General features: G+C 57.0%; 26 protein-coding genes. 11 read left to right on the top strand and 15 right to left on the bottom strand.

Annotated elements, in window-relative coordinates:
- Nucleotides 1-12: 12 nt before the first annotated feature.
- The 7 genes from AC2FIC_RS19705 (at nt 13) to AC2FIC_RS19675 (ending at nt 8,006) form a co-directional block, all read left to right on the top strand.
- Nucleotides 13-543 (top strand): class I SAM-dependent methyltransferase, encoded by a 531-nt coding sequence (locus tag AC2FIC_RS19705; RefSeq protein WP_142639381.1) that lies wholly within the window; start codon nt 13-15, stop codon nt 541-543.
- Between the two features lie 18 nt (nt 544-561).
- Entirely contained in the window at nt 562-1,191 is a 630-nt protein-coding gene (locus AC2FIC_RS19700; protein WP_142639383.1) for a glutathione S-transferase, read from the top strand.
- A gap of 111 nt (nt 1,192-1,302) precedes the next feature.
- Entirely contained in the window at nt 1,303-3,705 is a 2,403-nt protein-coding gene (locus AC2FIC_RS19695; RefSeq protein WP_496692928.1) for a GcvT family protein, read from the top strand.
- 2 nt (nt 3,706-3,707) lie between these two features.
- A complete protein-coding gene (locus AC2FIC_RS19690; RefSeq protein WP_496692929.1) occupies nt 3,708-5,252 on the top strand; it encodes a trimethylamine methyltransferase family protein in 1,545 nt (514 codons plus the stop codon).
- Nucleotides 5,253-5,927 (top strand): TetR/AcrR family transcriptional regulator, encoded by a 675-nt coding sequence (locus AC2FIC_RS19685; protein WP_271951552.1) that lies wholly within the window; start codon nt 5,253-5,255, stop codon nt 5,925-5,927. It abuts the gene before it with no gap.
- On the top strand, nt 5,924-7,228 hold the full coding sequence (locus AC2FIC_RS19680) for an NAD(P)/FAD-dependent oxidoreductase (protein ID WP_496692930.1): 1,305 nt from the start codon (nt 5,924-5,926) through the stop codon (nt 7,226-7,228). The genes AC2FIC_RS19685 and AC2FIC_RS19680 overlap by 4 nt, the downstream gene beginning before the upstream one ends.
- A 55-nt stretch (nt 7,229-7,283) precedes the next feature.
- Nucleotides 7,284-8,006, top strand: a complete 723-nt coding sequence (locus tag AC2FIC_RS19675) for a hypothetical protein (protein ID WP_496692931.1) — start codon at nt 7,284-7,286, stop codon at nt 8,004-8,006.
- Nucleotides 8,007-8,026: 20 nt separating this feature from the next.
- Here AC2FIC_RS19675 and AC2FIC_RS19670 read toward each other — a convergent pair whose 3' ends face one another.
- Nucleotides 8,027-8,386, bottom strand: coding sequence for a DUF3307 domain-containing protein (locus tag AC2FIC_RS19670; protein WP_496692932.1), 360 nt, complete (start codon nt 8,384-8,386; stop codon nt 8,027-8,029).
- 244 nt (nt 8,387-8,630) lie between these two features.
- Between AC2FIC_RS19670 and AC2FIC_RS19665 the strand changes: the two genes are divergently transcribed.
- A complete protein-coding gene (locus tag AC2FIC_RS19665) occupies nt 8,631-11,627 on the top strand; it encodes an ABC transporter transmembrane domain-containing protein (protein ID WP_496692964.1) in 2,997 nt (998 codons plus the stop codon).
- On the opposite strand, the gene AC2FIC_RS19660 is transcribed toward AC2FIC_RS19665, so the two are convergent.
- The 9 genes from AC2FIC_RS19660 to AC2FIC_RS19620 all read right to left on the bottom strand — a co-directional run bounded on the left by AC2FIC_RS19660 (nt 11,624) and on the right by AC2FIC_RS19620 (nt 19,802).
- Nucleotides 11,624-11,917 carry an ArsR/SmtB family transcription factor gene (locus tag AC2FIC_RS19660; RefSeq protein ID WP_496692965.1) on the bottom strand — a complete coding sequence of 98 codons (294 nt, stop codon included), beginning with the start codon at nt 11,915-11,917 and terminating at the stop codon, nt 11,624-11,626. The genes AC2FIC_RS19665 and AC2FIC_RS19660 overlap by 4 nt on opposite strands.
- A gap of 109 nt (nt 11,918-12,026) precedes the next feature.
- Nucleotides 12,027-13,259: a mandelate racemase/muconate lactonizing enzyme family protein gene (locus AC2FIC_RS19655; protein ID WP_496692933.1), complete on the bottom strand. Its 1,233-nt coding sequence runs from the start codon at nt 13,257-13,259 to the stop codon at nt 12,027-12,029.
- 24 nt (nt 13,260-13,283) lie between these two features.
- Complete coding sequence (locus tag AC2FIC_RS19650; protein WP_496692966.1) at nt 13,284-14,378, bottom strand: Zn-dependent alcohol dehydrogenase; 1,095 nt, start codon at nt 14,376-14,378, stop codon at nt 13,284-13,286.
- Nucleotides 14,379-14,460: 82 nt separating this feature from the next.
- Nucleotides 14,461-15,660, bottom strand: coding sequence for a TCR/Tet family MFS transporter (locus AC2FIC_RS19645; protein ID WP_496692934.1), 1,200 nt, complete (start codon nt 15,658-15,660; stop codon nt 14,461-14,463).
- A 73-nt stretch (nt 15,661-15,733) separates the two neighbouring features.
- Nucleotides 15,734-16,459, bottom strand: coding sequence for an alpha/beta fold hydrolase (locus tag AC2FIC_RS19640; RefSeq protein WP_496694537.1), 726 nt, complete (start codon nt 16,457-16,459; stop codon nt 15,734-15,736).
- A 12-nt stretch (nt 16,460-16,471) separates the two neighbouring features.
- Complete coding sequence (gene pcaD, locus AC2FIC_RS19635; RefSeq protein WP_496750993.1) at nt 16,472-17,260, bottom strand: 3-oxoadipate enol-lactonase; 789 nt, start codon at nt 17,258-17,260, stop codon at nt 16,472-16,474.
- Between the two features lie 57 nt (nt 17,261-17,317).
- Nucleotides 17,318-18,292 carry a threonine ammonia-lyase gene (locus AC2FIC_RS19630; protein ID WP_496692937.1) on the bottom strand — a complete coding sequence of 325 codons (975 nt, stop codon included), beginning with the start codon at nt 18,290-18,292 and terminating at the stop codon, nt 17,318-17,320.
- On the bottom strand, nt 18,289-19,116 hold the full coding sequence (locus AC2FIC_RS19625) for an alpha/beta fold hydrolase (protein WP_496692938.1): 828 nt from the start codon (nt 19,114-19,116) through the stop codon (nt 18,289-18,291). Before AC2FIC_RS19625 ends, AC2FIC_RS19630 begins: the two co-directional genes overlap by 4 nt.
- On the bottom strand, nt 19,116-19,802 hold the full coding sequence (locus tag AC2FIC_RS19620) for a haloacid dehalogenase type II (protein WP_496692939.1): 687 nt from the start codon (nt 19,800-19,802) through the stop codon (nt 19,116-19,118). The genes AC2FIC_RS19625 and AC2FIC_RS19620 overlap by 1 nt, the downstream gene beginning before the upstream one ends.
- A gap of 109 nt (nt 19,803-19,911) precedes the next feature.
- Here AC2FIC_RS19620 and AC2FIC_RS19615 point away from each other — a divergent pair, with 109 nt between their 5' ends.
- On the top strand, nt 19,912-20,340 hold the full coding sequence (locus AC2FIC_RS19615) for an FKBP-type peptidyl-prolyl cis-trans isomerase (protein WP_496692940.1): 429 nt from the start codon (nt 19,912-19,914) through the stop codon (nt 20,338-20,340).
- 15 nt (nt 20,341-20,355) lie between these two features.
- On the opposite strand, the gene AC2FIC_RS19610 is transcribed toward AC2FIC_RS19615, so the two are convergent.
- Genes AC2FIC_RS19610 through fabA form a run of 4 tightly spaced genes read right to left on the bottom strand, consistent with a single transcriptional unit; the run spans nt 20,356 to nt 23,168 of the window.
- Nucleotides 20,356-20,541, bottom strand: a complete 186-nt coding sequence (locus tag AC2FIC_RS19610; RefSeq protein WP_496692941.1) for a hypothetical protein — start codon at nt 20,539-20,541, stop codon at nt 20,356-20,358.
- 59 nt (nt 20,542-20,600) lie between these two features.
- Nucleotides 20,601-21,392, bottom strand: a complete 792-nt coding sequence (locus AC2FIC_RS19605) for an enoyl-ACP reductase FabI (RefSeq protein WP_496692942.1) — start codon at nt 21,390-21,392, stop codon at nt 20,601-20,603.
- A 5-nt stretch (nt 21,393-21,397) separates the two neighbouring features.
- Complete coding sequence (fabB, locus tag AC2FIC_RS19600) at nt 21,398-22,627, bottom strand: beta-ketoacyl-ACP synthase I (protein ID WP_142639417.1); 1,230 nt, start codon at nt 22,625-22,627, stop codon at nt 21,398-21,400.
- A 31-nt stretch (nt 22,628-22,658) separates the two neighbouring features.
- Entirely contained in the window at nt 22,659-23,168 is a 510-nt protein-coding gene (fabA, locus tag AC2FIC_RS19595; RefSeq protein WP_142639419.1) for a bifunctional 3-hydroxydecanoyl-ACP dehydratase/trans-2-decenoyl-ACP isomerase, read from the bottom strand.
- Between the two features lie 187 nt (nt 23,169-23,355).
- Here fabA and irrA point away from each other — a divergent pair, with 187 nt between their 5' ends.
- Nucleotides 23,356-23,772 (top strand): iron response transcriptional regulator IrrA, encoded by a 417-nt coding sequence (gene irrA / locus AC2FIC_RS19590; protein WP_142639421.1) that lies wholly within the window; start codon nt 23,356-23,358, stop codon nt 23,770-23,772.
- A 2-nt stretch (nt 23,773-23,774) separates the two neighbouring features.
- Here the strand turns inward: irrA and AC2FIC_RS19585 are convergent, their stop codons facing one another.
- On the bottom strand, nt 23,775-24,665 hold the full coding sequence (locus tag AC2FIC_RS19585; protein ID WP_271951570.1) for a LysR family transcriptional regulator: 891 nt from the start codon (nt 24,663-24,665) through the stop codon (nt 23,775-23,777).
- 85 nt (nt 24,666-24,750) lie between these two features.
- On the opposite strand from AC2FIC_RS19585, the gene AC2FIC_RS19580 reads away from it, so the two are divergent.
- Nucleotides 24,751-25,548, top strand: a complete 798-nt coding sequence (locus AC2FIC_RS19580; protein WP_496692943.1) for a phytanoyl-CoA dioxygenase family protein — start codon at nt 24,751-24,753, stop codon at nt 25,546-25,548.

Here is a 25,548-nt window from a genome sequence, read left to right as displayed (position 1 = left end):
CGGTCACAGGTTATGTGTCGTCAAATATCAAGGAGAGATTTCCCAGTGCCCGATCCCCAAAGCCGTCTTGACCTGTTCATCGACCGTATGGTGTCGCAGCGTGCCTGCCTGGACCATGCCATTGCACAGACAAGCACCATGTCCGGTCCGGTGTTCGAGCTGGGATTAGGGAATGGTCGTACTTATCATCACATGGTTCAGTACATTCAAAACCGTCCGGTCTATGTGTTCGAGCGCGCCGTGGCCTCCCATCCGGACTCTACCCCGCCCGAGGATCTGGTGATTCTGGGGGATGTGCGTGAGACTCTGCCTGCGGCGCTGGAACGGTTTGGGGCGACGGCCAGTTTGATCCATGCGGATCTTGGCGGCCATAACAGGGACAAGAACGATGCTTTCGCGCGGTTGGTTTCCCCCCTGATAGAACCGTTGTTGGCAGAAGGTGGGCTGATGGTGTCCAGCGACCGGATGTATTTCGAAAACCTGACCGAAATCCCGCTGCCTGAACATGCGGTGGACGGACGTTGCTTTATCTACCGCCGCTAAGCGCGAGAAGGATACCAAATGCTTTTCTATGATTGCACGACCGCTCCAAACCCGCGCCGCGCGCGCATGTTCATCGCAGAAAAAGGGCTGGAGATTGAAACGCGCAATATCTCGATAGCAAAGGCGGAACAGTTGGATGGCGCTTTCCTTGCGGTAAACCCCAATGCGACGATCCCTGTTCTGGTGACGGATGAGGGTGCAACGCTGACCGAAAACCTGGGCATTGCCGCCTATCTTGAGGCGCGCTTTCCCGAACCACCTTTGATGGGACGTACGCCAGATGAAAAGGGGCTGGTCCTGATGTGGAACAGCATTGTCGAGCAGCAGGGTGGAGTGCCTATTGCCGAGGCTCTGCGCAACACCCATCCAGCGTTCAAGGATCGGGCGATTCCAGGCCCTGCGAACTATGCCCAGATTCCCGAACTGGCTCAGCGCGGCACGGCTCGGGTGGGCCGGTTTTTCGATTTGCTTGAAACGCGGCTGAAGGATAGCGCGTTTGTTGCGGGGGCTGAGTTCACGCTGGCCGATATCTCGACCTTTGTGTTCGTTGACTTTGCCCGCGTGATCAAGATGCGGATTCCACAGGAAAATACCGCGACGCTGTCTTGGTTCGACAAGATCGCATCGCGTCCAAGCGCACAGCTTTAATGCGTTGAAATTGAGCTGTCTGAACTTGCTCACTTGCACTGTACAGAAATGTCTAGACAGGTGTGAACAGTATCACTAGCGTCTCCCTCGAGTCATGCAGGGGAGAGCATAATGAAATCTCAGTATCGCGTTGTGGTCATCGGTGGCGGCGTTGTGGGCGCCTCGGTTCTGTATCACTTGGCCAAATTCGGCTGGTCAGATGTGGTCATGCTGGAACGGCGGCGATTGGCGTCGGGATCGTCCTGGCACGCGGCGGGCGGTATTCACGCGCTGAACGCGGATCCGAACATGGCATCGCTGCAGGCCTATACAATCGACCTTCTCAGCGAGATCGAAAAGGAATCCGGGCAGAATATCGGCCTGCACATGACTGGTGGTCTGACTTTGGCTGGAACGCCCGAGCGGTGGGAGTGGCTGCAGGCCAACTATCGTATCTTCCAGTCCATCGGCATCGATGATTGCGAGTTGCTGACCCCACAAGAGGCGCAAAAGCGCTGCCCAATCATGTCGACCGACGGCGTGTTGGGCGCGATGTGGGCCGATCGAGAGGGCTATATCGACACGACCGGTACGGTTCAGGCCTATGCAACCGCCGCCAAGAAACGCGGTGCCGAGTATTACGAGGAGACCAAGGTCGAGGAATTGATCCAAACCGATGATGGTTGGCAGGTCGTGACGGACAGGGGCACAATAACTTGCGAGCACGTGGTCAATGCCGCGGGGCTTTGGGCCAAGCAGGTCGGGCGCATGGCGGGGGTTGAGCTGCCAGTGTCGCCGCTGAAACATCACTATCTGATCACGGATACAGTGCCCGAAGTGGCGGCGGCGGATTTTGAGATGCCAATGACCGTGGACCTCGAGGGGTTCACCTATATGCGGCAAGACCAAAAGGGCGTTCTGGTCGGTATCTATGAGGTCGACCATGAACATTGGGCCATGGACGGCGCGCCGTGGAATTATGGCGAGGAACTGTTTCAGGAGCAGCTTGACCGGATTGAGAATGAACTGACGCTGGGCTTTGAACGCTATCCGTCGATCCAGAATGTCGGCATCAAGACCTGGGTCAACGGGGCGTTTACATTCTCGCCCGACGGCAACCCTCTGGTCGGGCCGGTGCCCGGCAAGCGCGGCTATTGGACAGCCTGCGCCGTGATGGCCGGGTTCCTGCAGGGCGGCGGCGTTGGCAAAACGCTGGCTGAGTGGATGATCCATGGCGAGCCCGAGGCCGATGCATGGCCGATGGACATTGCCCGCTATGGCGATTTTGCCCAGAACAGACGCTATATTCGTGAAACCACCGGGCAATTCTATTCCCGCCGTTTCGTGATGACTTATCCGAACGAACAGCTGCCTGCCGGTCGCCCGCTGAAGATGGCCCCAGCTCATGACGCGATGACCGAGGCCGGGTGCAAATGGGGCGTTAGTTGGGACCTCGAGGTGCCGCTGTACTTTGCGCCGAAAGGGTTTGAAGAAACACCGACGCTGAAACGATCCAACGCGCATGACATCGTGGCCGAGGAATGCAAGGTGATCCGTGAGGGGGTTGGCCTCATGGATATCTCAGGCTTTTCCAGGTTCGAGGTCACCGGGCCAAATGCCGAGCTGTGGCTGGATCGCGTGATGGCTTCGAAACTGCCCGCGCCGGGACGGGCCAAGTTGGCACCAATGCTAGGTGAGAATGGGCGGCTAAAAGGGGATCTGACCGTTCTGAATTGGGGCGATGGCACCTGGTGGATCATGGGCAGCTATTACCTGCGCGCCTGGCATATGCGCTGGTTCGACGATCATATGATCGACGGAGTCGAGGTTCGCGATCTGGGCGAGGAGTATTGCGGGTTCGGTCTGGTCGGGCCAAAATCGCAGGAGGTAATCGAAAAACTGGCCGAGCAAGACATCTCCGGCCTGAGATTCATGGGCTGTAGTGATTTTGATATCGGTCTTGTCAGGGCTCGCGTTGCGCGCATGTCAGTCACAGGTGAAAAAGGCTATGAGATCAACTGCCGCTATGGCGATCACATCAAGCTGCGTCGGATGTTGCTTGAGGCCGGGGCTGATGAGGGCATTCGTGAATGTGGGTTCAACGCGATGCTGTCCACGCGGCTTGAGAAAAGCTTTGGCATCTGGTCGGCTGAATTCACTCAGCTTTACACGCCGGGCATGACGGGTATGGATCGCTGGATCGATTGGGACAAGGATTTCGTCGGTAAAGAGGCCGCCTTGGCCGAACGCGATGGCAATGGTCCTGCGCAGGTTCAGGTGACGCTTGAGGTCGATGCTCTGGACGCAGATGCCAGCGGATACGAACCTGTCTGGTCAGGGGCAGAGCACGTGGGTTTTGTCACCTCGGGCGGCTATGGCCACTACACCGGCAAGTCCCTGACGATGGCGCTGGTCAATCGTGACAAGGCCGCACCAGGCACTGAACTGTCTGTCCATGTGGTTGGGGTCGAACGACCTGCGCGGGTCATCGCGCCGTCGCCCTATGATCCACAGGGCAAAGCGATGCGGGGTTGAGCGTGTCGGCCAGCGATCAGGGACGCAGGCGCAGACGGCGCGGCGTGGATGCCGCGCCGCCGCCCGGTCGGGATATCAACTATCGCCAGCTGAAAAATCCTTTTCCACTGATGGAGGTCTTTCCCGCAGACCAGATCGCCGACATGCACGAAACCGCGCTGCGCATCTTGCAAGAGCTGGGTGTGAAAGTTCTGCTGCCCGAGGCGCGGAATATCTTTGCCAAAGCCGGCGCGCGCGTAGATGCCGATAGCGAGATGGTCTATATCGGTCGCGATATGGTCGAGGCTGCGGTGGCCTCGGCGCCGAAATCCATTGCCTGCCGGGCCGGTGCTCGGCAGAGGGATTTCACATTGGAACTGGGCAGCCTTGTGTTCCAACCGGGGGCAGGGGCGCCGAATGCCACTGATCTGGAACGCGGACGTCGCCCGGCGACCGGGCAGGACTATCTGGAATTTCTGAAGCTCACCCATCATTTCGACGTGTTCCAGATGATCTCGCCTCAGGTTGAACCGCAGGATGTGCCGACCCCTCTGCGGCACTATTTCACCACGCAGGCGCAGATGGAGCTGACAGACAAGTTCCCATTCTTCTTCTCGCGCGGGACACCGCAGGTGATGGATTGCTTTGAGATGCTGACGACCGCGCGAGGCCTGTCGGATGACGAATTTAGGACCCACCCGTACAGCTATACGATCATCAACACGAACAGCCCGCGCACGCTGGACATACCGATGGCGCAGGGGCTGATCGACTTTGCGCGCCACGGGCAGATGTCAATCATCACGCCCTTTACGCTGATGGGGGCGATGGCACCGATCACGGTGGCGGGGGCCATCACCCTGTCCCATGCCGAGGCGTTGGCCGCACTGACTCTGACGCAATTGGCGCGTCCCGGTGCGCCTGTGTGCTATGGCACTTTCACCAGCAATGTGGATATGAAATCCGGTGCTCCGGCCTTTGGAACGCCCTCGCATTTTCAGGCCTCACTGGCGGCCGGGCAGTTGGCGCGGCATCTGGGCCTGCCGTGGCGCTCGGCTGCGGGCTCGGCTTCGAACATCAATGATGTGCAGGCGGCAAATGAAAACCAGTTTGGCCTATGGGGGTGCCTGATGGCTGGGGCGACGGTGATCATTCACTCGGCGGGATGGCTAGAGGGCGGATTGACCGTGTCCTTTGAAAAACTGGTCTGCGACGCCGAAGTGTTGAACATGGTGGCCGAGCTGTGCGCCGGGGTGCAGGCTGGCGAGGCTGAAATTGGGTTCGACACTGCGCTAAGCGAGGTTGAGCCCAGCGGACATTTCTTTGCATCCAGCCAGACGATGGAACGCTACAATACAGAATTCTACGAGCCACATGTCCATGATTATGCCAATTTCGGCACCTGGGCCGAGCGTGGATCGTTGGACGCAAACAGTCGTGCGACCGGTGTATGGAAGGAAATCTTGGCCAATTTTCAGCCACCTGAGCAAAACAGCGACCAGATTGGCGCGCTGAAAGACTTTATTGCCAAACGTACCGAAGAGGGCGGCGCGCCGCCGGAGAGTTAAATGAATACGAAACCCATCCTGCACCGGGACGACCCGGAAGCTGAACCGCTGATCGGCAATATCAAGGTCACGCGCGACGACTGGCTGAACGTGGCGTTGGATGTGCTAATCTCGGACGGGGTCGATCAGATCAAGGTGATGAATCTGGCGGAACGGATGGCCGTGTCTCGGTCGTCCTTCTATTGGTACTTCAAATCGCGCCAGGAACTGCTGGATGCTCTTCTGGCACGGTGGCAGGCCACCAATACCGCGGCATTGGTCGCGCAGGCTGAAGCTCCGGCAAAGACGATAACCGGTGCGGTGTGCAATGTGCATCGCTGTGTCGTCAATACCGACCTGTTTGACACCGCGCTGGATTTCGCGGTGCGCGACTGGGCGCGCAAATCGGGCAAGGTGCGGCGCGCGCTGGACCAGTCTGACGCGCGACGGTTGCTAGCGCTGCACGCCATGTTTGCCCGCTTTGGCTATTCCGAGGTCGAGGCGGAAACCCGCGCGCGCGTGCTGTATTACATGCAGATAGGATACGATCTGGCGCAGCTGAATGAACCGATGTCCACGCGGATATCAATGGTGCCGCATTATCTATATGTCTTCACCGGGGTCGAGCCGAGGCCAGAGGAAGTGGAAGAATTCAGCGCCTATTCGCGCCATCACTGGAAAGGAGAGCCATCATGAGTCAACCAGATGCAATCATCATCGGAACAGGCGTGATCGGGGCGGCCATCGCGTTCGAAATGGCCAAGGCCGGGTGGAAAACCGTATCTCTGGACCGGAACGCTCAGGTTGGCCATGGCTCAACCGCCGGGTCCTGCGCGATCATCCGGATGCATTATTCCACCTTTGACGGCACGGCATTCGCCTGGGAAGGCTATCATTATTGGCGCGACTGGGCCGAGTATCTTGGCCTGCCGCAAGGCGCCGATCTGGCCCAATTCCGCGAAACCGGCTGTCTGGTCATGAAGACCGAGGCGAACGGGTTGCTGGAAAAACACATGAAGAACAGTTCCGCGCTGAATTGCCCGTTCGAGGAATGGTCCCCCGAACAGGTCTCCGACCGGCTGCCGGTCTATTCGCAGGACAGTTTTGCCCCCGCTCGTCGCATGGATGATCCCGAGTTTGGGCAGCCCAACGGACGCAAGATGCAAGGCGGCGTTTACTGGCCTCAAGCCGGGTATGTCACCGATCCGGCCCTATCCGCACAGAACCTGATGGACGCCGCCAAACAGCACGGGGCCGAGGTGCGAACCGGGGCCGAAGTGGTCGAGATTTTGACTGATGGCGGGCGAGTTTCTGGTGTCAGGTTGGCATCGGGAGAAGACATTCATGCGAAAGTTGTGGTTAACGTAGCCGGGCCGGGTTCGGCCATCATCAACGGGATGGCCGATGTTCTGGATGACATGACCATTCAGACCCGCCCCTTGCGCCAAGAGGTCGTTCACGTCCCTGCGCCCGAGGGGTTTGACTTTGAAAATGACGGGACAATCGTGTCGGACAGCGATATCGCCTGCTATTGCCGGCCAGAGCATGGCAACCACATCCTGGTGGGCTCGGAAGACCCCGAGTGCGACCCACATCAATGGTGCGAAGATGACGTAACCTATAATCGTGACTTTACCGACCAGTGGACGACACAAGCGATGCGCTATGCCCAGAGAGTGCCCAGCCTTGGCATCCCTTCCAAGACCCGCGGTGTGGTCGACCTGTATGATGCGTCTACGGATTGGATTCCGATCTATGACAAATCCAGCCTTCCCGGTTTTTATATGGCCTGCGGATCCAGTGGAAATCAGTACAAGAACGCGCCGATTGCAGGCAAGATGATGACGGCGCTGATCGGGTATTGCGAAGACGGGGCGGATCATGACAGTGCGCCGCTACAATTTGAACTGCCCTATATTGGACGCACAATCGACGTCGGTTTCTATTCCCGCAAGCGCCCGATCAACAAAGAAAGCAGTTTTTCCGTTTTGGGCTAGCCGACACGTCCTGATGCACTAGCATTCACGGGATCGAGTTGAGCCCGGACGCATAATGACCAAATCGAAGAACAAGGTTCTGATCCTCGGCAGCGCCCCCACCGCGCTGCGTGCGCGGGACTGGGCGCGTACGCCGTTCACGCATATCGTCGCTATCAACAATGCCTGGCGGGTCCGCGCAGACTGGGATTTTCTGATCCACCCCGAGGATTTCCCGACCAAGAACATGCCCACATCTGTCAGTGACATTCAGCGTATAGTCACTGCAAATGAATACGTTCCGATACAGAACGGTTTCGGTGGATTTGTCTATGCCGGGGGAACGATGGCCTTTACCGCCGGATACTGGGCTTTGTCTGCATTACAGCCCTCGGTTCTGGCTTATTGCGGTTGCGATATGATATATTCCGGACAGGGTCGGACACATTTCTACGGCAACGGAGCCGCAGATCCGTTGCGACCCGATGTGACCTTGCGACTGCTCGAGGCGAAGTCGGCGCGACTAGGATTGTTTGCTGCGGCGCAGGGCTGTCGCACAGTGCGATTGTCCGAAGGGCCAAGCCGACTGGTTTACCCCTCGGTCGACAGCGAAGATTTGTCTTCGGTCGAGATGCCTTCTACATCGGGGATGGCTGAGATCATACGGTCGGAGTCGGATCTTGGATATTTCGTGGAGTCTGGACGGTACTGGGAGGTTGAGACCGAGTTCGACCCGCAGAAGATTGATGCCTTGGACCAACGGTGGCTATCGCTCTATCCATCGGCCTCTCAGCTCTGAATTGCTGTGGTATTTCTGGTTCAGGCCGCGAATGTCGCCCAGGCCCAGACCATTGCCACATAGGTCAGATTATGCATGCACTGATCCAGCCCGGCTGCCCGCCAAAAGGCTGCCTGAGTCGGCATAAGCTGTTTTTTGTCGGAATAGCTGGCTTTGGCAAAATCGATGTTGAAATGAACTATCCACTCTAGCGCGGCAATGATCAGGATAAACGGCAGCGGAGCGCCGAAAACCAAAAAAACCAATACCGAACCAACAACATGCACAGCAGCATGTTGCGCGCGTCCCCAGTGAAAATACTCACCCCGGCCTGACAGCATCTTGGGCGTCTGGAGGTAAAAATCTGCAAACATATGTTTGATCTGCAATAAGCAGAGCATCAATAACACAGTGCCTAATGTGGCAGGCAAAAGACTCCTCCCGATATCGTCCTAAAGCGAACAGTAGGGGCTAATGTGAGGTTGCGCAAATGAACTTGTTCACATTCGGCAAATATCTGTTCAATTCGGAAACTATTTGCGTCTGCAGGCTTGATTGCGGTAAATTCAGACTGTTGAATTTACGAGAATTTCGTAAAGACCGGGTCAGTGATCCGCAGCAGGGGCAGGTTCCATAGAACGCACGATTTTCCGTTTTATCTGGAAATATTCAAAGCGCGACCAGCTGATTTTGCTGGCCGTAACCACGTCTTTGTTTCCGCTGCTTTACCTGACGCTGGAACTGCCCAAGCGCATCATCAATGACGCGATCGGGGCTGCGACCCCTGTTGTTGATGTGCTGGGCTACAGCCTGTCGCAAACGAATTTTCTGATCATATTATGCATTGGGTTTCTGCTCGCCGTTCTGGCGCATGGTTTGATGAAAATGCGCATCAACACCATGAAAGGCGTCCTGAGCGAACGGATGCTGCGCCGATTCCGTTATCAGATGATCAGCCGCGCCTTGAGATTTCCGCAACCCTATTTCGAACGGGTCAGCCAAGGCGAAATGGTGTCGATGATCACCGCTGAAAGCGAGCCGATGGGTGGGCTGATGGGCGATGCGATCAGCCAGCCGGTATTGCAGGCGGGACAGATGATCACGATCTTGTCCTTCCTGTTCCTACAGAGCTTTTGGTTCGGGCTTGCTGCCGTTTCCCTGATCCCGTTACAGGCATGGTTGATCCCAAAGCTGCAGCGCCAGATCAATCTGTTGAACAAAAGCCGCATCCAGGAAGTGCGCGTGCTGGCTGCACAGATCGGTGAAAACGCAGCAGGTGCGTCAACGCTGCGGGCAAATGGTGGCTGGCGGTATCGCCGGGCAATGATCTCGGATCAGCTGGGCCGGTTGTTTGAAATCCGCTTCGATATCTACCAGAAAAAGTTCTTTATGAAGTTCATCAACAACTTCATTTCGCAGCTTACCCCATTCCTTTTCTATCTGGTTGGCGGCATTCTGGTCTTGCAGGGCTCGGTTTCGTTGGGTGCGTTGGTTGCGGCTTTGGCGGCTTACAAGGATCTCAGTTCGCCTTGGAAAGAGTTGCTGACCTATTACAATCAGACACAAGATATGTCCTTGCGCTGGGATGTTGTGATCGAACGCTTTGCGCCCTCTGGAATGCAGGACGAAAGCCTGTTCGAGGGCGAGCCCGACAAACATCCCAGGCTGGACGGGGATATTGTTCTGAAACATGCGTCTGTTCGTGACATGGACGGGAATCTGGTTCTGGACGACCTCGATCTGACATTCCCAGGCGGTAAAACCATCGGAATCGCTGCGCCCAGCGAAGAAGACCGGCGCGCGGTTTCGGAATTGCTGACCCGAGAGATCCTGCCCAGTTCCGGCAGGGTAACGGTCGGGCAGGAAGATTTGTCAAAGCTGCATCAGGGAGTCATTGCTGCGCGGATCGGTTTTGCCTCATCGCGACCGGTTATGTTTCAGGGAACTTTGGGCGACAATGTGATGATGCCGATGCGTCTTCGTCCTCTGTCGACAGAATCAGACGACCCCGGCTTTGCTGAAACAAGACGAGCGGGCAACAGTACCGACCCGTTTAGAGTTGATTGGCTGGACCCGTCGCTGGCTGGTTTGAACACCGTGGAAGACCTGCGCGACTGGTGGTTACAACTGATCGACGGTCTAGGTTCGGGCGCTGCCCTGTTTCAGCGCGGTGCTGAACAGACATTCGAAGCCAACGAGCACCCCGAGTTGGTCAGAAAACTGGTTGAACTACGGCCCAAAGTTCAGGAGGCGGTGGTCAAGGCTGGGCTGCAACAGCAGGCTCTGATCTTTGACCGCAATGCATATAATGCGGCCTTGCCGGTCGCGGAAAACCTGCTTTTCGCGACACCCTGCGTTCCGGTCACTCAGGAAATACTGACCCGTCAGGGCGTGTTTCTGGGCCAGCTGCGCGAGCTGGGCTTGGACGAAACCCTGGTCAGCCTGACGCGCGATGTCATTGATATGTTGCGCCAGATCTTTGGGTTGGACGGCACGGACCACCCGTTGTTCCGCAAGCTTGGCCTGCAGGCCGAAGTCTACGAAGCTGCAGTCGAACTGGTAGAGCGCACCCGAAACGAAGGTGTCAGCGGTCTGGATGATGGGCAACTGGCCAACCTGCTGGCGGTTCCGTTTGTCATCTCGGCTGAACAGATTGGCCCCGCGTTTACGGATGAATTGAAAAACCGCATACTTGAATTGCGGCAAAGCCACTCCGAAAAACTGCTGCAACATCTGAATGATGTCTTCGTACCGCTGAAGGAAACCGAGTTTGCCCCCGGTCTGACCGTGATGGAGAACGCTTTGTTCGGTAAGGTCAGCCAGATCGGCGGCGCGCGATCAGATGAGGTCCGTAAGCTGATCGTTGATGTCCTTTCTGAAAACGGAGCCCGACCTTTGGTGGTCGAGCTGATTTACGATGTACCGGTCTCGCTGGGCGGGCAGAACCTGCCTGCGGTTTTCGCCGAACCTTTGGCCTTTACGCGGGCTACGATCAAGAAACCCGACATTCTGATCCTTGATAATGCCTTGGCAAGCTATGACATGGAAACTCAGATTGCGGTCTATAAGAACCTGCGCGCCCTATTGCCAAATGCGACGGTGATTTATCTGAACGATCAGTACGAAAACCCTGACGTATTCGACATGTTCATAGAAATAAGGCAAGGTCGTGTGGTTTCAGACGAAGGACCCGCCGACGTGGAAGAAGATAGCGCAGCATCAGCCGATTTGGCGCGCAAGCTTCGTGCGCTGGAACAGACGCCGCTGTTTTCCGGTCTTGACCGCAGACAGCTGCGCCTTCTGGCATTTGGTGCGCGCTGGTTCCAGGCCCAACCGGGAGAGGTGGTGTTCCTGAAAGACGACCAGCCCACCGATGGGGCCTATGTCGTTTTGGAAGGCGAGGCAGGCCTGTATTTGCCGCAATCAGAAGGTCCCGATCAACTGATCGCAACGGTTGGCTCCGGCGCATTGGTCGGAGAGTTGGGGTTGATCCGAAAGGAACCCCGCGCCCTGAGCATGATTGCGGAAACCGACCTGTCTTGTCTGCGTATCGGTGAGGAAGAATTCCTGGCCGTGGTCGAAAACGATGCCGCAACCGCTTTCAAGCTGATGCAGGTGATCGCCGGCTATGTTTCGAACTAGGGGTTGGCTTCAGGTTTGCAGAACAGGTCGTATAGCAACTGGATGACTTTCTCTGTATTTCCGTCCTGCAGGGAATAGTAGATGGTTTTGCCATCGCGCCGTGTCGACACCAGCTGTTCTTCTCGTAGGCGTGCCAACATCTGGCTGACTGCGGCCTGCCGGATTTGCAGCAGTTTTTCCAGCTCACCAACCGATTTCTCGCCATCACCCAGATGGCACAAAATCATCAGGCGACCTTCATGCGCCAGCGTCTTCAGGTACGCGGCGGCACGTGCTGCACTTTCCTGCATGCCGGGCGGAGTTTCGTCCGTATTCAGTGTTTCGTGGTCTTGAACTGTCACGCGCGTATAGGTTCCAAACTTGGCTTTGGCGCAATATGACTCAGAATTTCAGTACTTGTCACCCCTTTGCAGCAGGGGCACCGCCTTGAAAGGCGTTGCCGTTGGCATAGTCGCAAGGTTCTTCCTGCATCTGAAGGTGCAACCCATCGCCGGTATAGGGGTGTGAGCGGGCCAGATCTTCGTCCAATTCGATCCCCAACCCTGGCGCATTCGGTGCCACGACAAAGCCATTTTCAACGCGCAGTGAACCTTTGATCAAGGCGTCGTGATACGGCGTATCAATGGTTTCCAGCAACAGCAGATTTGGGATTGAGGCTGCCAGATGGATGTTGGCGGCCCATTCAACTGGACCAGCATAGAGATGCGGAGCCATCTGGGCGTTGAATATCTCGGCCATGGCTGCGACTTTCTTCATCTCCCATATCCCACCTGCACGCCCAAGGGCGGGTTGCAGGATTTCTGCAGCACCTGCGCGCAAAACTGCACCGAATTCGGCTTTGGTGGTCATGCGTTCCCCGGTTGCCACGGGTATTCGCACGTTGCGAGCGACGCGGGCCATGTCTTCGATCATGTCAGGTGGGGTAGGTTCTTCGAACCAAAGCGGTGAATAGGGTTCCAGCGCCTGACCCAGCCGGATTGCGCCTGCGGTGTTGAACTGACCGTGGGTGCCAAACAACAGGTCGGCCCTGTCGCCGACCGCTTCACGGATCGCTTTGCAAAAGGCAACTGACATCGAGATGTCGGACATAGCAGGCATATGCCCGCCACGGATCGTGTAGGGACCAGCGGGATCAAATTTTACTGCCGTGAAGCCGCGGCTCACCATTTCAGCTGCACATTCCGCGGCCTGGTCGGGCGAAGTCCAAAAGTCGGCCAGGTCATGCTGGGGCAGGGGGTAAAGGTAGGTGTAGGCCCGGATGCGTTGATTAACCAGCCCACCCAAAAGCGCATAAACCGGACGGTCGCGATCTTTACCCAGAATGTCCCAACACGCGATTTCCAACCCTGAAAACGCACCCATTACGGTCAGGTCGGGGCGCTGGGTAAAGCCGCTGGAATAGACGCGGCGGAACATAAGCTCGATATTCTCGGGGTTCTCGCCGAGCATATGCCGTTCAAAGACATCCCGGATTACGTGACACATAGCTTCAGGTCCAATGGATGAGGCATAGCATTCGCCCCAACCGGTGACGCCTGTGTCGGTAGTAACCTTTACCAGTATCCAGTACCGGCCACCCCAACCCGGAGCAGGGGGGGCCGTGACAATGATATCGAGATCCTGCAGTTTCATAGGATATACTCCAGCCGGGGCTGCTTAGGCCCTGTCAAACATGATGACGTTTCGTTTGGCCGATCCGGTTTTGGTATCCGCAATCGCCTCGTTGATTTGCGACAAGGGCCAGCGGCCCGAGATCAGTTCATCCAGCCTCAGCCGCCCCTGTTCATAGAGGTCGATCATCCAGGGAATATCACGTTGGATCACCACATCCCCCATCTTTGACCCGATCAGCCCCTGACCAAGTGCGGCCAGGACAACAGGTTCATAGCTTGCCATGTCGCCGGAATGGGGCATCCCGATCATGATGGCCTTACCGCCTCGGCCAAGATAGCGAACGGCCTGGTCATAGGCCGGGATTGCACCGACTGTGATCAGCACGGCATCGGCCCCTCGACCGCCAAGTGCGCGGTAAGCTGCCTTCCATGGTGCGTCCAAAGTGGCCAGAACGCCGTGGGTTGCACCAAATTCCTTTGCAATGGCCAGTTTGTCCTCGGTCATGTCGACAGCAACGATACGCCGGGCACCCGCAATCCGTGCGCCTTGTATGGCGTTCAGGCCAACGCCTCCGGCCCCGATCACGACGACATCCTGACCCGGGCGCAGACCGGCTGCATTCACGGCAGCGCCCACACCGGTGATCACCCCGCAAGACAGCAGACTGGCCACATCCTTCGGCATGTCCTCGGGGATTTTCACGATCTGCCGGTGGCTGACCACGACTTTTTCGGCAAAAGCCCCGCACGCCATTGCTTGCTCCAGCGGGCCCCCGTCAGCGGTGCGCAACGGACCTTTTACAGTGTCGTGGGGTGTTTCACATAAGGTTGGCTTGCCACCCGCGCAGGAGGGGCAGGAACCGCATGCACGGATCAGCGTCACCACGACGGAATCGCCAACCTCGAACCCTTCGGTCATGCCGCCCGTTGCGGTGATCACACCCGCGGCCTCATGGCCATATACAGCGGGCAGGAATCCACCCCAGGCGCCGCTGGCGAAAGAAATGTCGGAATGGCAGATCGCAACCGCATCTAGGGTGACCTCGACTTCGCCGGCGGCGGGCGGGGCGATCAGCACGTCTTCTATGACCAGGGGTTTGTCGAATGCCCGACATATGGCCGCCTTGATGGATTGCATGATGTCCTCGTATTCGGTTTTAATCACGGTGGCGCGGTTCGGAATGACCTGCAAGGCCGAAACCGTCATCGTCATGTCGTTGTTATGCAGAAATGGGGCGAGATCTGTAAAAGAGGATAAGGCCGACAATCATAAGGCACATGGCCAGAAGAAACGGCGCGCCGGGAAAATAGATGGCGGTGCCGGGCTTTGCGAACCAGGCAAATACGCTGCTCATGACCAGAGGGGAAATCACCATGGAAAGCGCGTGCAGTGAAGTTAGCACGCCCTGAAGCTCTCCTTGTTGCGAATCTGGTGTTGCGCGCGAGGCCAGAGCCTGGATTGCCGGGGTTGCGACTGCGCCGATAGCCGTGATCGGGATCAGCATCAGCGCGATTATTCCATTGGTCAGAAAAGCCAGAAGCAAAAAGCTGACAATCTCGAACACCATCCCGAGAAGGATTGTTACGCGTTCGCCGAGATAACGTGTGGCGGGGCGTATCAATCCGCCCTGAACCGCGGCCATTCCAATTCCGTAAAGACCCAGCGACACACCAATCATCTGGGGTGACCATCCAAAACGCTCGGCGGTGAAATAGGCCCAAATGGCCGGATAGACATAGATTGAGACAGAATAGAGGAAATAGACCCACAACATCGGACGGATCCCCGGCAGCGCCGCGATGGCACGCAGTGAATTCACGGGGTTAGCGCGGCGCAGGCTGAACGGGCGCCGGTTCTTATCGGTCACCGTTTCAGGCATCACTATCAAACCGACGCCGAATGTTATCGCCGAAAGCGCTGCGGCAGCCCAGAAGGGCGCACGGGTTCCATATTCGCTGAGCAATCCGCCGATGACCGGACCCAGGACAAAGCCAACCCCGAATGCCGCCCCTAACAGACCGAAATTCGCAGCTTTTTCGTGGGGTTTCGACACATCCGCCATGAACGCCGCGGCGGTGGAATGAGTTGCGGCTGTGATCCCGCCGACGATCCGACCGGCAAGTAACAGCCAGATACTGCCAGCAAGCGCCATGACCACATAGTCCAACGACATAACAAACAGAGATACCAACAATACCCCCCTGCGCCCGAAAGCGTCAGACAGGTTGCCCAGGATCGGTCCAAAGATAAATTGCATCGCTGCAAAAGCGGTGCTTAGGACGCCGCCCCAGATCGCCGCGCTGGCCAGCGTACCACCCTGAACATCAATAATGAGCTCGGGCATAATGGGCAGCACAAGGCCAATCCCCATTGCATCAATCATGACAGTGGCAAGAACAAACAGGAAAGGTAAGCGCATGGGAACCGACAAAGAAAGTTTCGGGCACCCTATCGGGGGTCAGGTTCAGAGGAAAGCCGCAAGATTTCGCAGATCAGTCAAGAGTATCAAAGCCCTGCGCGATGTCGTCCAATAGATCGGCTAGTTCTTCAGGGTGCGAAAAGAATGGCGAATGAGAGCTTTGGATGGAATGGCGCATTCCCTCGGGCATGCTGAGGCTCATGATGTGCTGGTATTCAGGCGGGATGGTATGGTCGTCGAGTGTTCGGATATATGCTTTGGGCATATCCTGAAAATGTTCTGTCAGGGTAAGCCGTGCCTCCTGAGGTGCAATGGCCTGCGGGCAAAGCCGAGCCAGCGCATAAAGCAGGACCTCTTCCGGGCAGTCGTGGTAAAACAAGGCCTTCACGCTATCGGGTTTGACCGTATAGGACAGCCCGTCAGTCGATTTTTCGACGGCATCAACTATTGTTTGCCGCGGTGATTTCCGGCGCATCTCGACCATCGACAATCCGTTCTCGGGGACGTAGGCGGACAGGAAAACAAGTCCGCGCATCGCATCCGGTCTCAATTCGGCGGCGGCACTAATGGGGTATCCCCCCCAAGAATGGCCGACGATGATCGTATCCGATCTGCTCGCAGCCAGAACGGCGTTCCGGCAACTGTCCAGGGTCACCTGGTCGATCGACGTCGGGTCAGATCCGTGGCTGGGCATATCAATTGCGCGGACCGAATGGCCGCGTGTTTCAAGTGCTGGGATCAAATCTCTCCAACACCAGGCACCATGGCATGAGCCATGGACCAACAGAAAATCCGCCAAAGCAATGCTCCTTCAGATATGACCGATGCCAGTCAAAAAGTCTTTTAGTAGCGCCGCGTATTCAATGGGTTGTTCGACGCAGGGCAGATGGCCCGCTTTGCGTATCAATTCGAAACGGGCACCAGGAATAAGATCAATGGTTTCTTTTACTAGATCCGGCGGGGTAGAGCCATCCTCGCTGCCCGCAATGCCCAAAGTCGGCAAACGCAGGCCACTTGTCGGCGTGTAAAAATCGGTTCCGGAAATGGCGGCGCAACATCCCAGATAACCTTCAACAGGTTGCCGCACCATCATGTTGCGCCATAGCAGGTGCTGGGGCGACGCGTGGAAAGCCCGCCAGAACCAGCGCTCCATAGTTGAGTCGGCTAACATTTCGATGCCGCCGATCCGGACGGCTTCCATACGGTCCGCCCAAATCGCCGGGGTGGCTATTTTGGCCGCTGTATTTGACAGAACCAGCCCGCGAATCAAATCCAGGCGTTTGACGGCCAGACCTTGCGCGATCATCCCGCCGATGGACAGACCGACAAAAACGCAATCTCGGACCTTTAGGTGATCCAGAAGGCCTTCGGCATCGCGGATCAGCGCCCCCATCGAATAGGGCGCCTGAGGCGCCGAGGACAGGCCATGCCCGCGTTTGTCGTATCGAATGACTCGCAGCCCATCAGGCAGGTATGGCAGCATCGCATCCCACAGGCGCAGATCGGTGCCCAGCGAGTTCGCGAACACGATCGGCGCGCCTTGTGGGTCGCCGTCGATCCGGTAATGGAGCTGTACATCCCCAAGGTCAGCTATCTGCATAAAAATCCTCTGTCTTTGCATGCTGAACTGGCACGCTGCCGGAACCGACGGCGATTGTCAGGTCAGGAACTCCATAGCTTTGGCAAAGACGTCCGGGTCCGCATTGCCACCCGATGCGACAATGATAACGGCGTCTCCTTGAATTTCGGACCTGCGAAACAACGCTGCGGCCAGGGAAACCGCACCGCCCGGTTCAAGCACGATCTTCAGGCGCAGAAAGGCCAAAGCCATGGCGCGCATCGCCTCTTCTTCGGTCACAGACAGGCCGGGACCGCACAGCCGTTGCAGGATCGGAAAGGTGATGTCGCCGGGTTGCGGGGTCAGAATGGCGTCGCAGATATTGCCAGATGTGGCCGCGTTGTTCTGTATTCGTCCCAGCGCCAACGAGCGTTTGACGTCGTCAAACCCTTCGGGCTCGCAGGGGCGGGCGCGCAGACCGGGTGCGTGCCCCTCGAGCGCAAGCGCAATACCCGAGGTCAGCCCCCCGCCGCCGCAACAGACCAGCACATCAGCCTGTTCGACGCCCAGCACAGCCGCCTGGCGCGCGATTTCCAGCCCGGTTGTGCCTTGCCCGGCTATCACCAGCGGTTCATCATAGGGGCGGATCAGGGTCAGGCCATGCTTGGCCGCCACGGCCTCCCCGATTTCTTCGCGGCTTTCACTGGAGCGGTCATACAGAACCACCTCGGCCCCCAGAGCGCGCGTGTTGTCGATTTTGAGCTTTGGGGCATCCGAGGGCATGATGATAACAGCCGAAATACCATGCTGTGCGGCGGCATAAGCCACGCCCTGAGCATGATTGCCCGAGGAATAGGCGATCACGCCTTTCTTTCGGTCTGCTTCACTGAGGCCCGAAATGGCCGACCACGCCCCGCGAAACTTGAAACTGCCGGTGTGCTGCAGGCATTCCGGTTTTACCAACACGCGGCGTCCCGCGATTTCATCCAAAAACGGAGAGGTCAGGATTGGTGTTTCTCTGACGTGCCCTTGCAGACGCAGGGCTGCGGCTTCGATCATTTCAAGTGTGCTCATGCCGCGTCCAGTACTTTGCGAATAACGCCCAATGATTGAGGTTCGTCCAGAAACGGTACGTGTCCGCGATCGGGCACGGTAGCCGAGATCAACCCCGGATGCCGGTTCTGCATCTCGGCCAATGTCTGCGCGCTCAGAAGATCGGAATTTTCACCGCGAATGACACCCGTTGGGATGTCGTGCAGGGCCTCGAAGAACATCCACATATCCGGGATTGCCCCGGCTGCGGCCTGTTCCAGCAGCGCTGTGCGCAGGGCCGGATCATAGCGCAGGGTCAAACCCTCTGTCGTCTCCTGATTTTGAAATTCAGCCATCTGCCGCCATCTTTCCAGCGAAATCCCTGGAAACTGCGGGCCCATCATGTGCTGAAGCGCCTGCGCGGCCTCGTCATAGGTTTTCGAGACCGGTTGTTTGCCGACATATTCCATTATTTTGGCGATGCCCGATGGATTAAAGACCGGACCAACATCATTGAGCACAACAGCCGCCAGCCGCTTTGGGTTGGTGGTAGCCAAGGTCATCGCGATCAGGCCTCCACGTGAGGTCCCAATCACGGTCACCTGATCCAGGCCAAGATGATCCAGCAGATCGATCACGTCCTGAGATTCGCGTAACAGGCTATAGTTCCCGTGATCCGAGTCATGCTCGGATTGCCCGCGCCCGCGATAATCCATCGCGATCATCCGCCAATCGGTCATGTGCGGGGCAAGAAATGAGAAATCCCGGCTGTTTCGGGTAAGGCCTGCCAGACACAGGACCGGCCTGCCGCTCCCGGTGTCTTCGAAATAGAGGCGTTTGCCGTCGTTGGTCGAAAAAAAGGGCATCAGAGTCCTGCAAGTTCCGGAATGGATGTCAGGTCGGACAGTACATGCGTTGGCTGCCATGGCAATCGATCCATTGGTTCGTTCGCACGGTTGACCCAGGCGGTGACGAAACCATAGCCACTGGCCCCCGCCGCGTCCCAGCCATTTGAGCTGACGAACAAGACTTCGTCGCGCTCGCAGCCGAACCTCTGGGCGACCAGATCATAAACCTTGGCATGCGGTTTGAAGACGCCGACGCTTTCGACCGACAGAATATCATCCAGAACGCCGCTTATCCCTGCGGATTGAACCGCACCATCCAGCATCGGCGGTGATCCGTTCGACAAGATCGCAGTCTGCATCCCGCCGGCCTTCAGGGTGGCCAGCATTTCGGGAACCTCGGGATAGGCCTGCAATTCCCAGTAGAGATCAAGCAGGCGCTGGCGTAGGGCCGGGTGCTGGTCCAGCCCCGTTGCCTCTAGTGCCCAATCCAGACCGTCTTGCGTGACGTCCCAGAAATCTGCATGTGCATCGGCCACCGCACGCAGCCAGGTGTATTGCAACTGTTTCAGGCGCCAGTGATTGGCCAGATCCGGCCATTTCTGCTGTAACGCCTCAAAGCCGGGTTCTGATGCAGCTTGCCTTGCGGCTGCGGCCACATCGAACAACGTGCCGTATGCATCAAAAATGCAGGTTGTGATCGGCATCAATTCCCCTCCGTTCATTCGGTGCAGGTTTGCAAAAGTGCTAAGGGTTTACAATGTTGCTTCATTGCCTAGGTTTGACCGCTCAATTTTCTATCGGCCGGAGGCCAAAATGACAGCGATAAAACAGGGCGACACAGTTCGCATCCACTATACCGGTACGTTGCAGGACGGGAATGTCTTTGACAGTTCACAAGGGCGCGATCCGCTGGAATTCGAGGTGGGGTCTGGGCAGATCATTCCCGGATTGGACAGTGCTATGCCTGGTCTGGTGGCCGGGGACAAAAAACGTGTCGAGATCGCCTGCGTTGATGCTTATGGGCCGATCAATCCCGAAATGCGCCAGAGCATTCCACGCGAAGGTATTCCGGACGACATCCCGCTTGAACCCGGCACCCAGTTACAGATGCAAACGCCCGAAGGGCACGCATTGCCGGTAACTGTTGTCGAGGCTGATGAGGTGACCGTCACGCTGGACGCGAACCATCCTCTGGCCGGAAGGGACCTGATTTTCGAAATGGAAGTGGTTTCGGTGAATTGAGTTTCGTGATCTGGATCAGCCTGAAAACAGGCTGGTCCATGATGCAAAGATCTCGCGTACATGCGGCTGAGTGAAGAATACAAACAGCATCAGCAGCATTGTTAGGGTCATCAAGACGACGCGGCCCTTAAACCCCAGAAAACCCGGTTTTTGGCGGGAAACCCGCTTGCTGCTGGCGATGATTTGCTCTGCTTTGTTCATGCAACTATCCCTGCCTGCGAAAGATGGTCAAATCTTGGCACTGACAGGGAAAGAAATGGTCACATATGGTCCGGTTGAGGCATTCCCAGAACGTGGAAGCCACCATCAACACGAATAACTTCGCCCGAGGTGCAGGCCCCCGCATCCGAAGCCAGATAAACCGCGGTGCCGCCGACAGCCTCAAGCGTGGCATTGCTGCGCATTGGAGCGTTCTGGTCGCAGAACTTGAAAGTCTTGCGGGCCCCACCGATGGCCGCCCCGGCCAGTGTTTTCATCGGACCCGGAGAGATTGCGTTCACCCGGATTCCGTCAGGTCCAAGATCGTTGGCCAGATAACGGGTCGCTGATTCCAGCGCAGCTTTGGCCACACCCATTACGTTGTAGTTGGGCACAACCCGGTTAGACCCCTGATAGGTCAGCGTCAGGATCGTACCGCCGTTTTCTTTCATCATCGGATAGGCGCGGCGGGCCACTTCGATCAGCGAATAGGCCGAAATATCCATCGAATTCTTGAAATTCGCCCGGCTGGTGTCCAGGAACCGGCCTGTGAGCTCGGATTTGTCAGAATAGGCGACGGCGTGGACAACAAAATCTATGGTGGGCCAGCGCTGGGCAAGCTCGTCAAAAGCGCGATCCAACGACTCGTCATCGGTGACGTCCGCATCGACCATGAAATCGCTGCCAAGGTTCTGCGCCAGCGGTTCCAGCCGCTTTCCGAATGCCTCGCCCTGATAGGTGAATGCCAATTCGGCGCCCGCTTCGTGCATGGCCTTTGCGATGCCCCATGCGATCGAACGGTCATTCGCCACGCCCATAACGAGGCCGCGTTTGCCTTTCATTAGATCTGACATTCCATTCACCCGTTATACTTTGAAAGAACCATGGACCCGTTCGTCCCACCAAAGCCGAAGCTGTTGGTCATGACGCTGTCCAAACCTGCATTTTCAACTAGCTGAGTTGCAATTTCTCCGGGCTGGATGCCCTCGGCAAGCGTGTCGACGTTGATCGACGGCGTTATAAAATCATGTTCGAGCATCAAAAGGCAGAAAATAGCCTCGAGCGCGCCAGCCGCACCTTGTGCATGGCCTGTCATCGACTTGGTCGAGGAAATCGGCGGCACGCTACCCTCGCCAAAAATACGGCGTACAGCTTCGACTTCGCCGACATCTCCGACCGGGGTCGAGGTGCCATGGGCATTGATGTAGTCGACCTTGCGGCCTTCGGGCAGGGTGTCCAGCGCCAGACGCATGGCGCGTTCGCCACCTTCGCCAGATGGGGCTACCATGTCGTGACCGTCGGAGGTTGCTGCAAAACCCGTCACTTCAGCATAGATTTTGGCGCCGCGTGCCAATGCGTGTTCCAGATCTTCCAGCACGACAATACCGCCTCCGCCGGATATCACGAACCCGTCGCGGTCTTGGTCGAATGCACGAGAAGCTTTTTCGGGCGCATCGTTGTATTTCGACGACATCGCACCCATTGCATCGAACAGACAGGACAAGGTCCAGTCCAGCTCTTCCCCGCCGCCCGCGAACATTACATCTTGTTTGCCCATCATGATCTGCTCTGCGGCATTGCCGATGCAATGCAGCGAGGTCGAACAGGCCGAAGTGATCGAGTAATTGATGCCCTTGATCTTGAAGGCGGTCGCAAGGTTGGCCGAAATGGTTGAGCACATGCATTTAGGAACTGCAAACGGACCGATTCGCTTGGTTGCCCCGTTTTTCAGAACGGTCTGATGCGCCGTCAGCATGGCGCTGGTCGACGGTCCGCCCGATCCGGCGACAAGGCCGGTACGTGGGTTGGCAACCTGGTCTTCGGTCAATCCTGAATCGGCAATCGCCTGGCTCATTGCGATATGCGCATAGGCCGCTCCGGGACCCATAAAGCGCAGGGTGCGCTTGTCCACATGTTCGCTAACGTCGATTTTGAGCGACCCGGCGATCTGGCTGCGAAAGCCATGTTCGACCATCTGGTCATTGGCCACGATGCCGGACTTGCCGGCCTTGAGTGAGGTCAGAACCTCTTCGGCATTGTTCCCGATGGAAGAGACAACTCCCAAGCCGGTGACAACTACTCGACGCATGTGCGTGCTCCTTATTTGGGGCCGGTCAGGCTCAGGCTTCGGACAAAACTACTTTCATGTCCTTGACATCGTAAATCATCTCACCGTCGGCTTCGACGATACCATCTGCGACACCCATAGTCAGGCGGCGGGTCTGGATCGCTTTCTTGAAGTCGATTTTATAGGTCAGCATCTTGCGGTCCGGGCGTACCATACCTGTCAGCTTGACTTCGCCCACTCCAACGGCCATGCCGCGCCCTTGCCAGCCACGCCAGCCCAGGTTGAATCCGGTCAGCTGCCACAAACCGTCCAGGCCCAAGCAGCCGGGCATGATCGGGTTGCCGGGGAAATGGCAATCAAAGAACCAAAGGTCGGGCGTAATGTCGAATTCAGCAAGAATATGACCTTTGCCATGGGCGCCACCATCGGCCGAAATCTCGGTGATCCGATCCATCATCAACATCGGCGGGGCGGGCAACTGTGCGTTCCCGGGGCCGAATAGTTCGCCGCGGGCGCATTTCAGCAGATCGTCCTTGTCAAAGCTGCTTGGGAATTGGGCCATTCTGCGCCTCTCCTGCCAGGGGTCTTTCCATCTAATTTGGTCTCGTCTAGCACCCGTATGCAAGGTCCTGCAAGAGCAGTGGCCTACATCATGTTGTGTTTACATTATTCTCTGCGAATGAAATTCATTTGAAATTACCTGACTACAGCACTTATATATACCTCAGCAACAAATTGGTATTGGACTGATGACAGCAGATTGCCAGAGCATAGCCACAGGTTGGTTGGTTCACGCCGGATTGCGTCCGACGCGTCAGCGCGTAGCATTGGCAGAGCTGCTGGTCGGTGATGGCCGCCATCGCCACGTCACCGCCGAAAGCCTGTTTGAATCGGCCAAACAGAACGGAGATGCTGTTTCTCTGGCGACGGTTTACAACACGTTGCGCGCCTTTTGCGATGCCGGGGTTCTGCAGGAAATTACCGTTGACGGATCGAAAAGCTATTTCGACACCAACACGCATGATCATCCGCATTTCTATTGGGAAGATGAGGGCCGGCTCAGCGATGCTCCGTCCGAACAGCTGGTCATCCAGCGACTGCCCGACGCGCCTGAAGGGGTTGAGATCGCGTCAGTCGACGTTGTGATCCGTCTGCGTAAAAAGTAAACTTAAGTCATCAGTCCGGTCAGGATGTGCTGTGCCTTTTCGCTATGCGGATCCATAGGGCCTGTTCCATGCCGTGCCACAACAACGGGTTCTGCTGCGATTTCATCTGACACAGGTATGCTGACCAACGGCATCCCGTCATAGCTGGTCTTGGCAGGAATGTTGGCATAGCTGATGGCAACGCCTTCGCCATGCGCCGCGAGGCTGCGTTGGATCTCGGGCGACGCGGCCCGATGTGCAACATTGGGGTTCTGCCCAAGTTGACGGAAGAGACTCAGGAAATGCTGCGCAGATAGTCCCTCGTTCGATAGGATCAGGGGGTAGGCCACGACATCTTGCAATGATACCTGCGCCCGATTGGCCAAGGGGTGGCCTTTTGTCATAACCGCGATTGGTCGATTGGTGAACAAGGTGGTCGTGGAAAAGGCCGCATCCAGTGTCAGACCATAAGTCAAGGCAAGGTCGATCTCACCATTGACGAGGCCGGAAATCAGGCCCTGAAATTCGTCTACGCGATACGTGATATCAACTTCGGGCATGTTCTGTCGCAGGCTATGCAGAGCTTTTGCCAGCAGGAAAGGCGCGAGGTCGTCGAAACAGCCCAGACGCAGGCGCGTGGTTGCGGTCCCGTCTGTTCCAGAATTTTCCAAACGTGCGGCACGTGTCAGCAGGGCCTCGGCGTTTTCAATAAAGCTGCGTCCCTGCGGTGTCAGCGCCATGGCCGCTCCGCGCTTTCGGATAAACAGCGGATAGCCCAACTGGTCTTCGACCCGGGTTAGCGCATTCGACAGAGCTGGCTGCGAAACATTTAGATGCAACGCTGCAGCAGACAGGCTGCCATGCCGTCCGATGGCGCAGACATATTCATATTGGCGTAGGGTAACGTATAACATAAGATTAACTATACATTTCAAAGATATTATTTGAATAGATGAAAATTTCATGAGCTAATTCAGGTTAAATTCAACGGAGGCACAGATGGCTCACCCCCTGGTTACGCAAGAGATGATTGACACATACCAACAGGACGGCGTGGTTCTGATCAAAGGTTTGTTCGCCGACTACGTGGATACGCTGCGTGACGGCATCGCGGCCAATATGGCTGAACCCGGACCATATGCGTCGGACAACCAAAAACAGGGCGAAACCGGTCTATTCTTTGATGATTACTGCAACTGGTCGCGTATCGAACAGTTCCAGAACGTGATCCACGGTTCACCAGCAGCCGAGGTCGCAGCGGATCTGATGCAGTCGCAAACCGTACAAATGTTCCATGACCATGTTCTGGTGAAAGAACCAGGCACGTCGATGGCAACGCCGTGGCACCAGGATGGGCCATACTATTTCGTCGAGGGCAGTCAGACGATCAGTTTCTGGTCGCCATTGGACCCGGTGACACAGGCCACCCTTCGTTGTGTGGCAGGTTCACATAGATGGGAGAAAGAGGTTCTGCCCACGCGTTGGGTCTCGGAAGAAGGGTTTTTCGCGGATGAAGGCCAGTACATCCCCATTCCCGACCCCGATGCCGAAGGTATGAGGGTGGTTGAATTCGAAATGGAACCCGGTGACGCGGTTGCCTTCAACTACCGTACGCTGCATGGCGCGCGTGGAAACCAGTCTGACAGCCGCCGCCGTGCTTTTTCCTTGCGGTTGGTTGGGGAGGATGCGCGATATGTGGAACGTCCGGGGCGCACTTCGCCTCCGTTTCCGGGCCACGACATGCAGCCCGGGCAGCGTTTGCGGGAAGATTGGTTCCCGGTTCTGCTGCGACGCTGA

The organism is Ruegeria sp. CDSC079, assembly GCF_059610505.1.
This window is presented reverse-complemented; position numbering and strand designations above follow the sequence as displayed.

Excerpts from the sequence above, each read along its gene's own strand:
- AC2FIC_RS19670 (WP_496692932.1), bottom strand. The coding sequence starts at position 8,386 with ATGCTCTGCTTATTGCAGATCAAACATATGTTTGCAGATTTTTACCTC.
- AC2FIC_RS19585 (WP_271951570.1), bottom strand. The coding sequence starts at position 24,665 with ATGTTATACGTTACCCTACGCCAATATGAATATGTCTGCGCCATCGGA.
- AC2FIC_RS19655 (WP_496692933.1), bottom strand. The coding sequence starts at position 13,259 with ATGAAACTGCAGGATCTCGATATCATTGTCACGGCCCCCCCTGCTCCG.
- AC2FIC_RS19685 (WP_271951552.1), top strand. The coding sequence starts at position 5,253 with ATGAATACGAAACCCATCCTGCACCGGGACGACCCGGAAGCTGAACCG.
- pcaD (WP_496750993.1), bottom strand. The coding sequence starts at position 17,260 with ATGCAGATAGCTGACCTTGGGGATGTACAGCTCCATTACCGGATCGAC.
- irrA (WP_142639421.1), top strand. The coding sequence starts at position 23,356 with ATGACAGCAGATTGCCAGAGCATAGCCACAGGTTGGTTGGTTCACGCC.
- AC2FIC_RS19700 (WP_142639383.1), top strand. The coding sequence starts at position 562 with ATGCTTTTCTATGATTGCACGACCGCTCCAAACCCGCGCCGCGCGCGC.
- fabB (WP_142639417.1), bottom strand. The coding sequence starts at position 22,627 with ATGCGTCGAGTAGTTGTCACCGGCTTGGGAGTTGTCTCTTCCATCGGG.
- AC2FIC_RS19615 (WP_496692940.1), top strand. The coding sequence starts at position 19,912 with ATGACAGCGATAAAACAGGGCGACACAGTTCGCATCCACTATACCGGT.
- fabA (WP_142639419.1), bottom strand. The coding sequence starts at position 23,168 with ATGGCCCAATTCCCAAGCAGCTTTGACAAGGACGATCTGCTGAAATGC.
- AC2FIC_RS19610 (WP_496692941.1), bottom strand. The coding sequence starts at position 20,541 with ATGAACAAAGCAGAGCAAATCATCGCCAGCAGCAAGCGGGTTTCCCGC.
- AC2FIC_RS19675 (WP_496692931.1), top strand. The coding sequence starts at position 7,284 with ATGACCAAATCGAAGAACAAGGTTCTGATCCTCGGCAGCGCCCCCACC.
- AC2FIC_RS19660 (WP_496692965.1), bottom strand. The coding sequence starts at position 11,917 with ATGCAGGAAAGTGCAGCACGTGCCGCCGCGTACCTGAAGACGCTGGCG.
- AC2FIC_RS19695 (WP_496692928.1), top strand. The coding sequence starts at position 1,303 with ATGAAATCTCAGTATCGCGTTGTGGTCATCGGTGGCGGCGTTGTGGGC.
- AC2FIC_RS19680 (WP_496692930.1), top strand. The coding sequence starts at position 5,924 with ATGAGTCAACCAGATGCAATCATCATCGGAACAGGCGTGATCGGGGCG.
- AC2FIC_RS19605 (WP_496692942.1), bottom strand. The coding sequence starts at position 21,392 with ATGTCAGATCTAATGAAAGGCAAACGCGGCCTCGTTATGGGCGTGGCG.
- AC2FIC_RS19620 (WP_496692939.1), bottom strand. The coding sequence starts at position 19,802 with ATGCCGATCACAACCTGCATTTTTGATGCATACGGCACGTTGTTCGAT.
- AC2FIC_RS19630 (WP_496692937.1), bottom strand. The coding sequence starts at position 18,292 with ATGAGCACACTTGAAATGATCGAAGCCGCAGCCCTGCGTCTGCAAGGG.
- AC2FIC_RS19645 (WP_496692934.1), bottom strand. The coding sequence starts at position 15,660 with ATGCGCTTACCTTTCCTGTTTGTTCTTGCCACTGTCATGATTGATGCA.
- AC2FIC_RS19580 (WP_496692943.1), top strand. The coding sequence starts at position 24,751 with ATGGCTCACCCCCTGGTTACGCAAGAGATGATTGACACATACCAACAG.
- AC2FIC_RS19650 (WP_496692966.1), bottom strand. The coding sequence starts at position 14,378 with ATGCAATCCATCAAGGCGGCCATATGTCGGGCATTCGACAAACCCCTG.
- AC2FIC_RS19705 (WP_142639381.1), top strand. The coding sequence starts at position 13 with ATGTGTCGTCAAATATCAAGGAGAGATTTCCCAGTGCCCGATCCCCAA.
- AC2FIC_RS19625 (WP_496692938.1), bottom strand. The coding sequence starts at position 19,116 with ATGCCCTTTTTTTCGACCAACGACGGCAAACGCCTCTATTTCGAAGAC.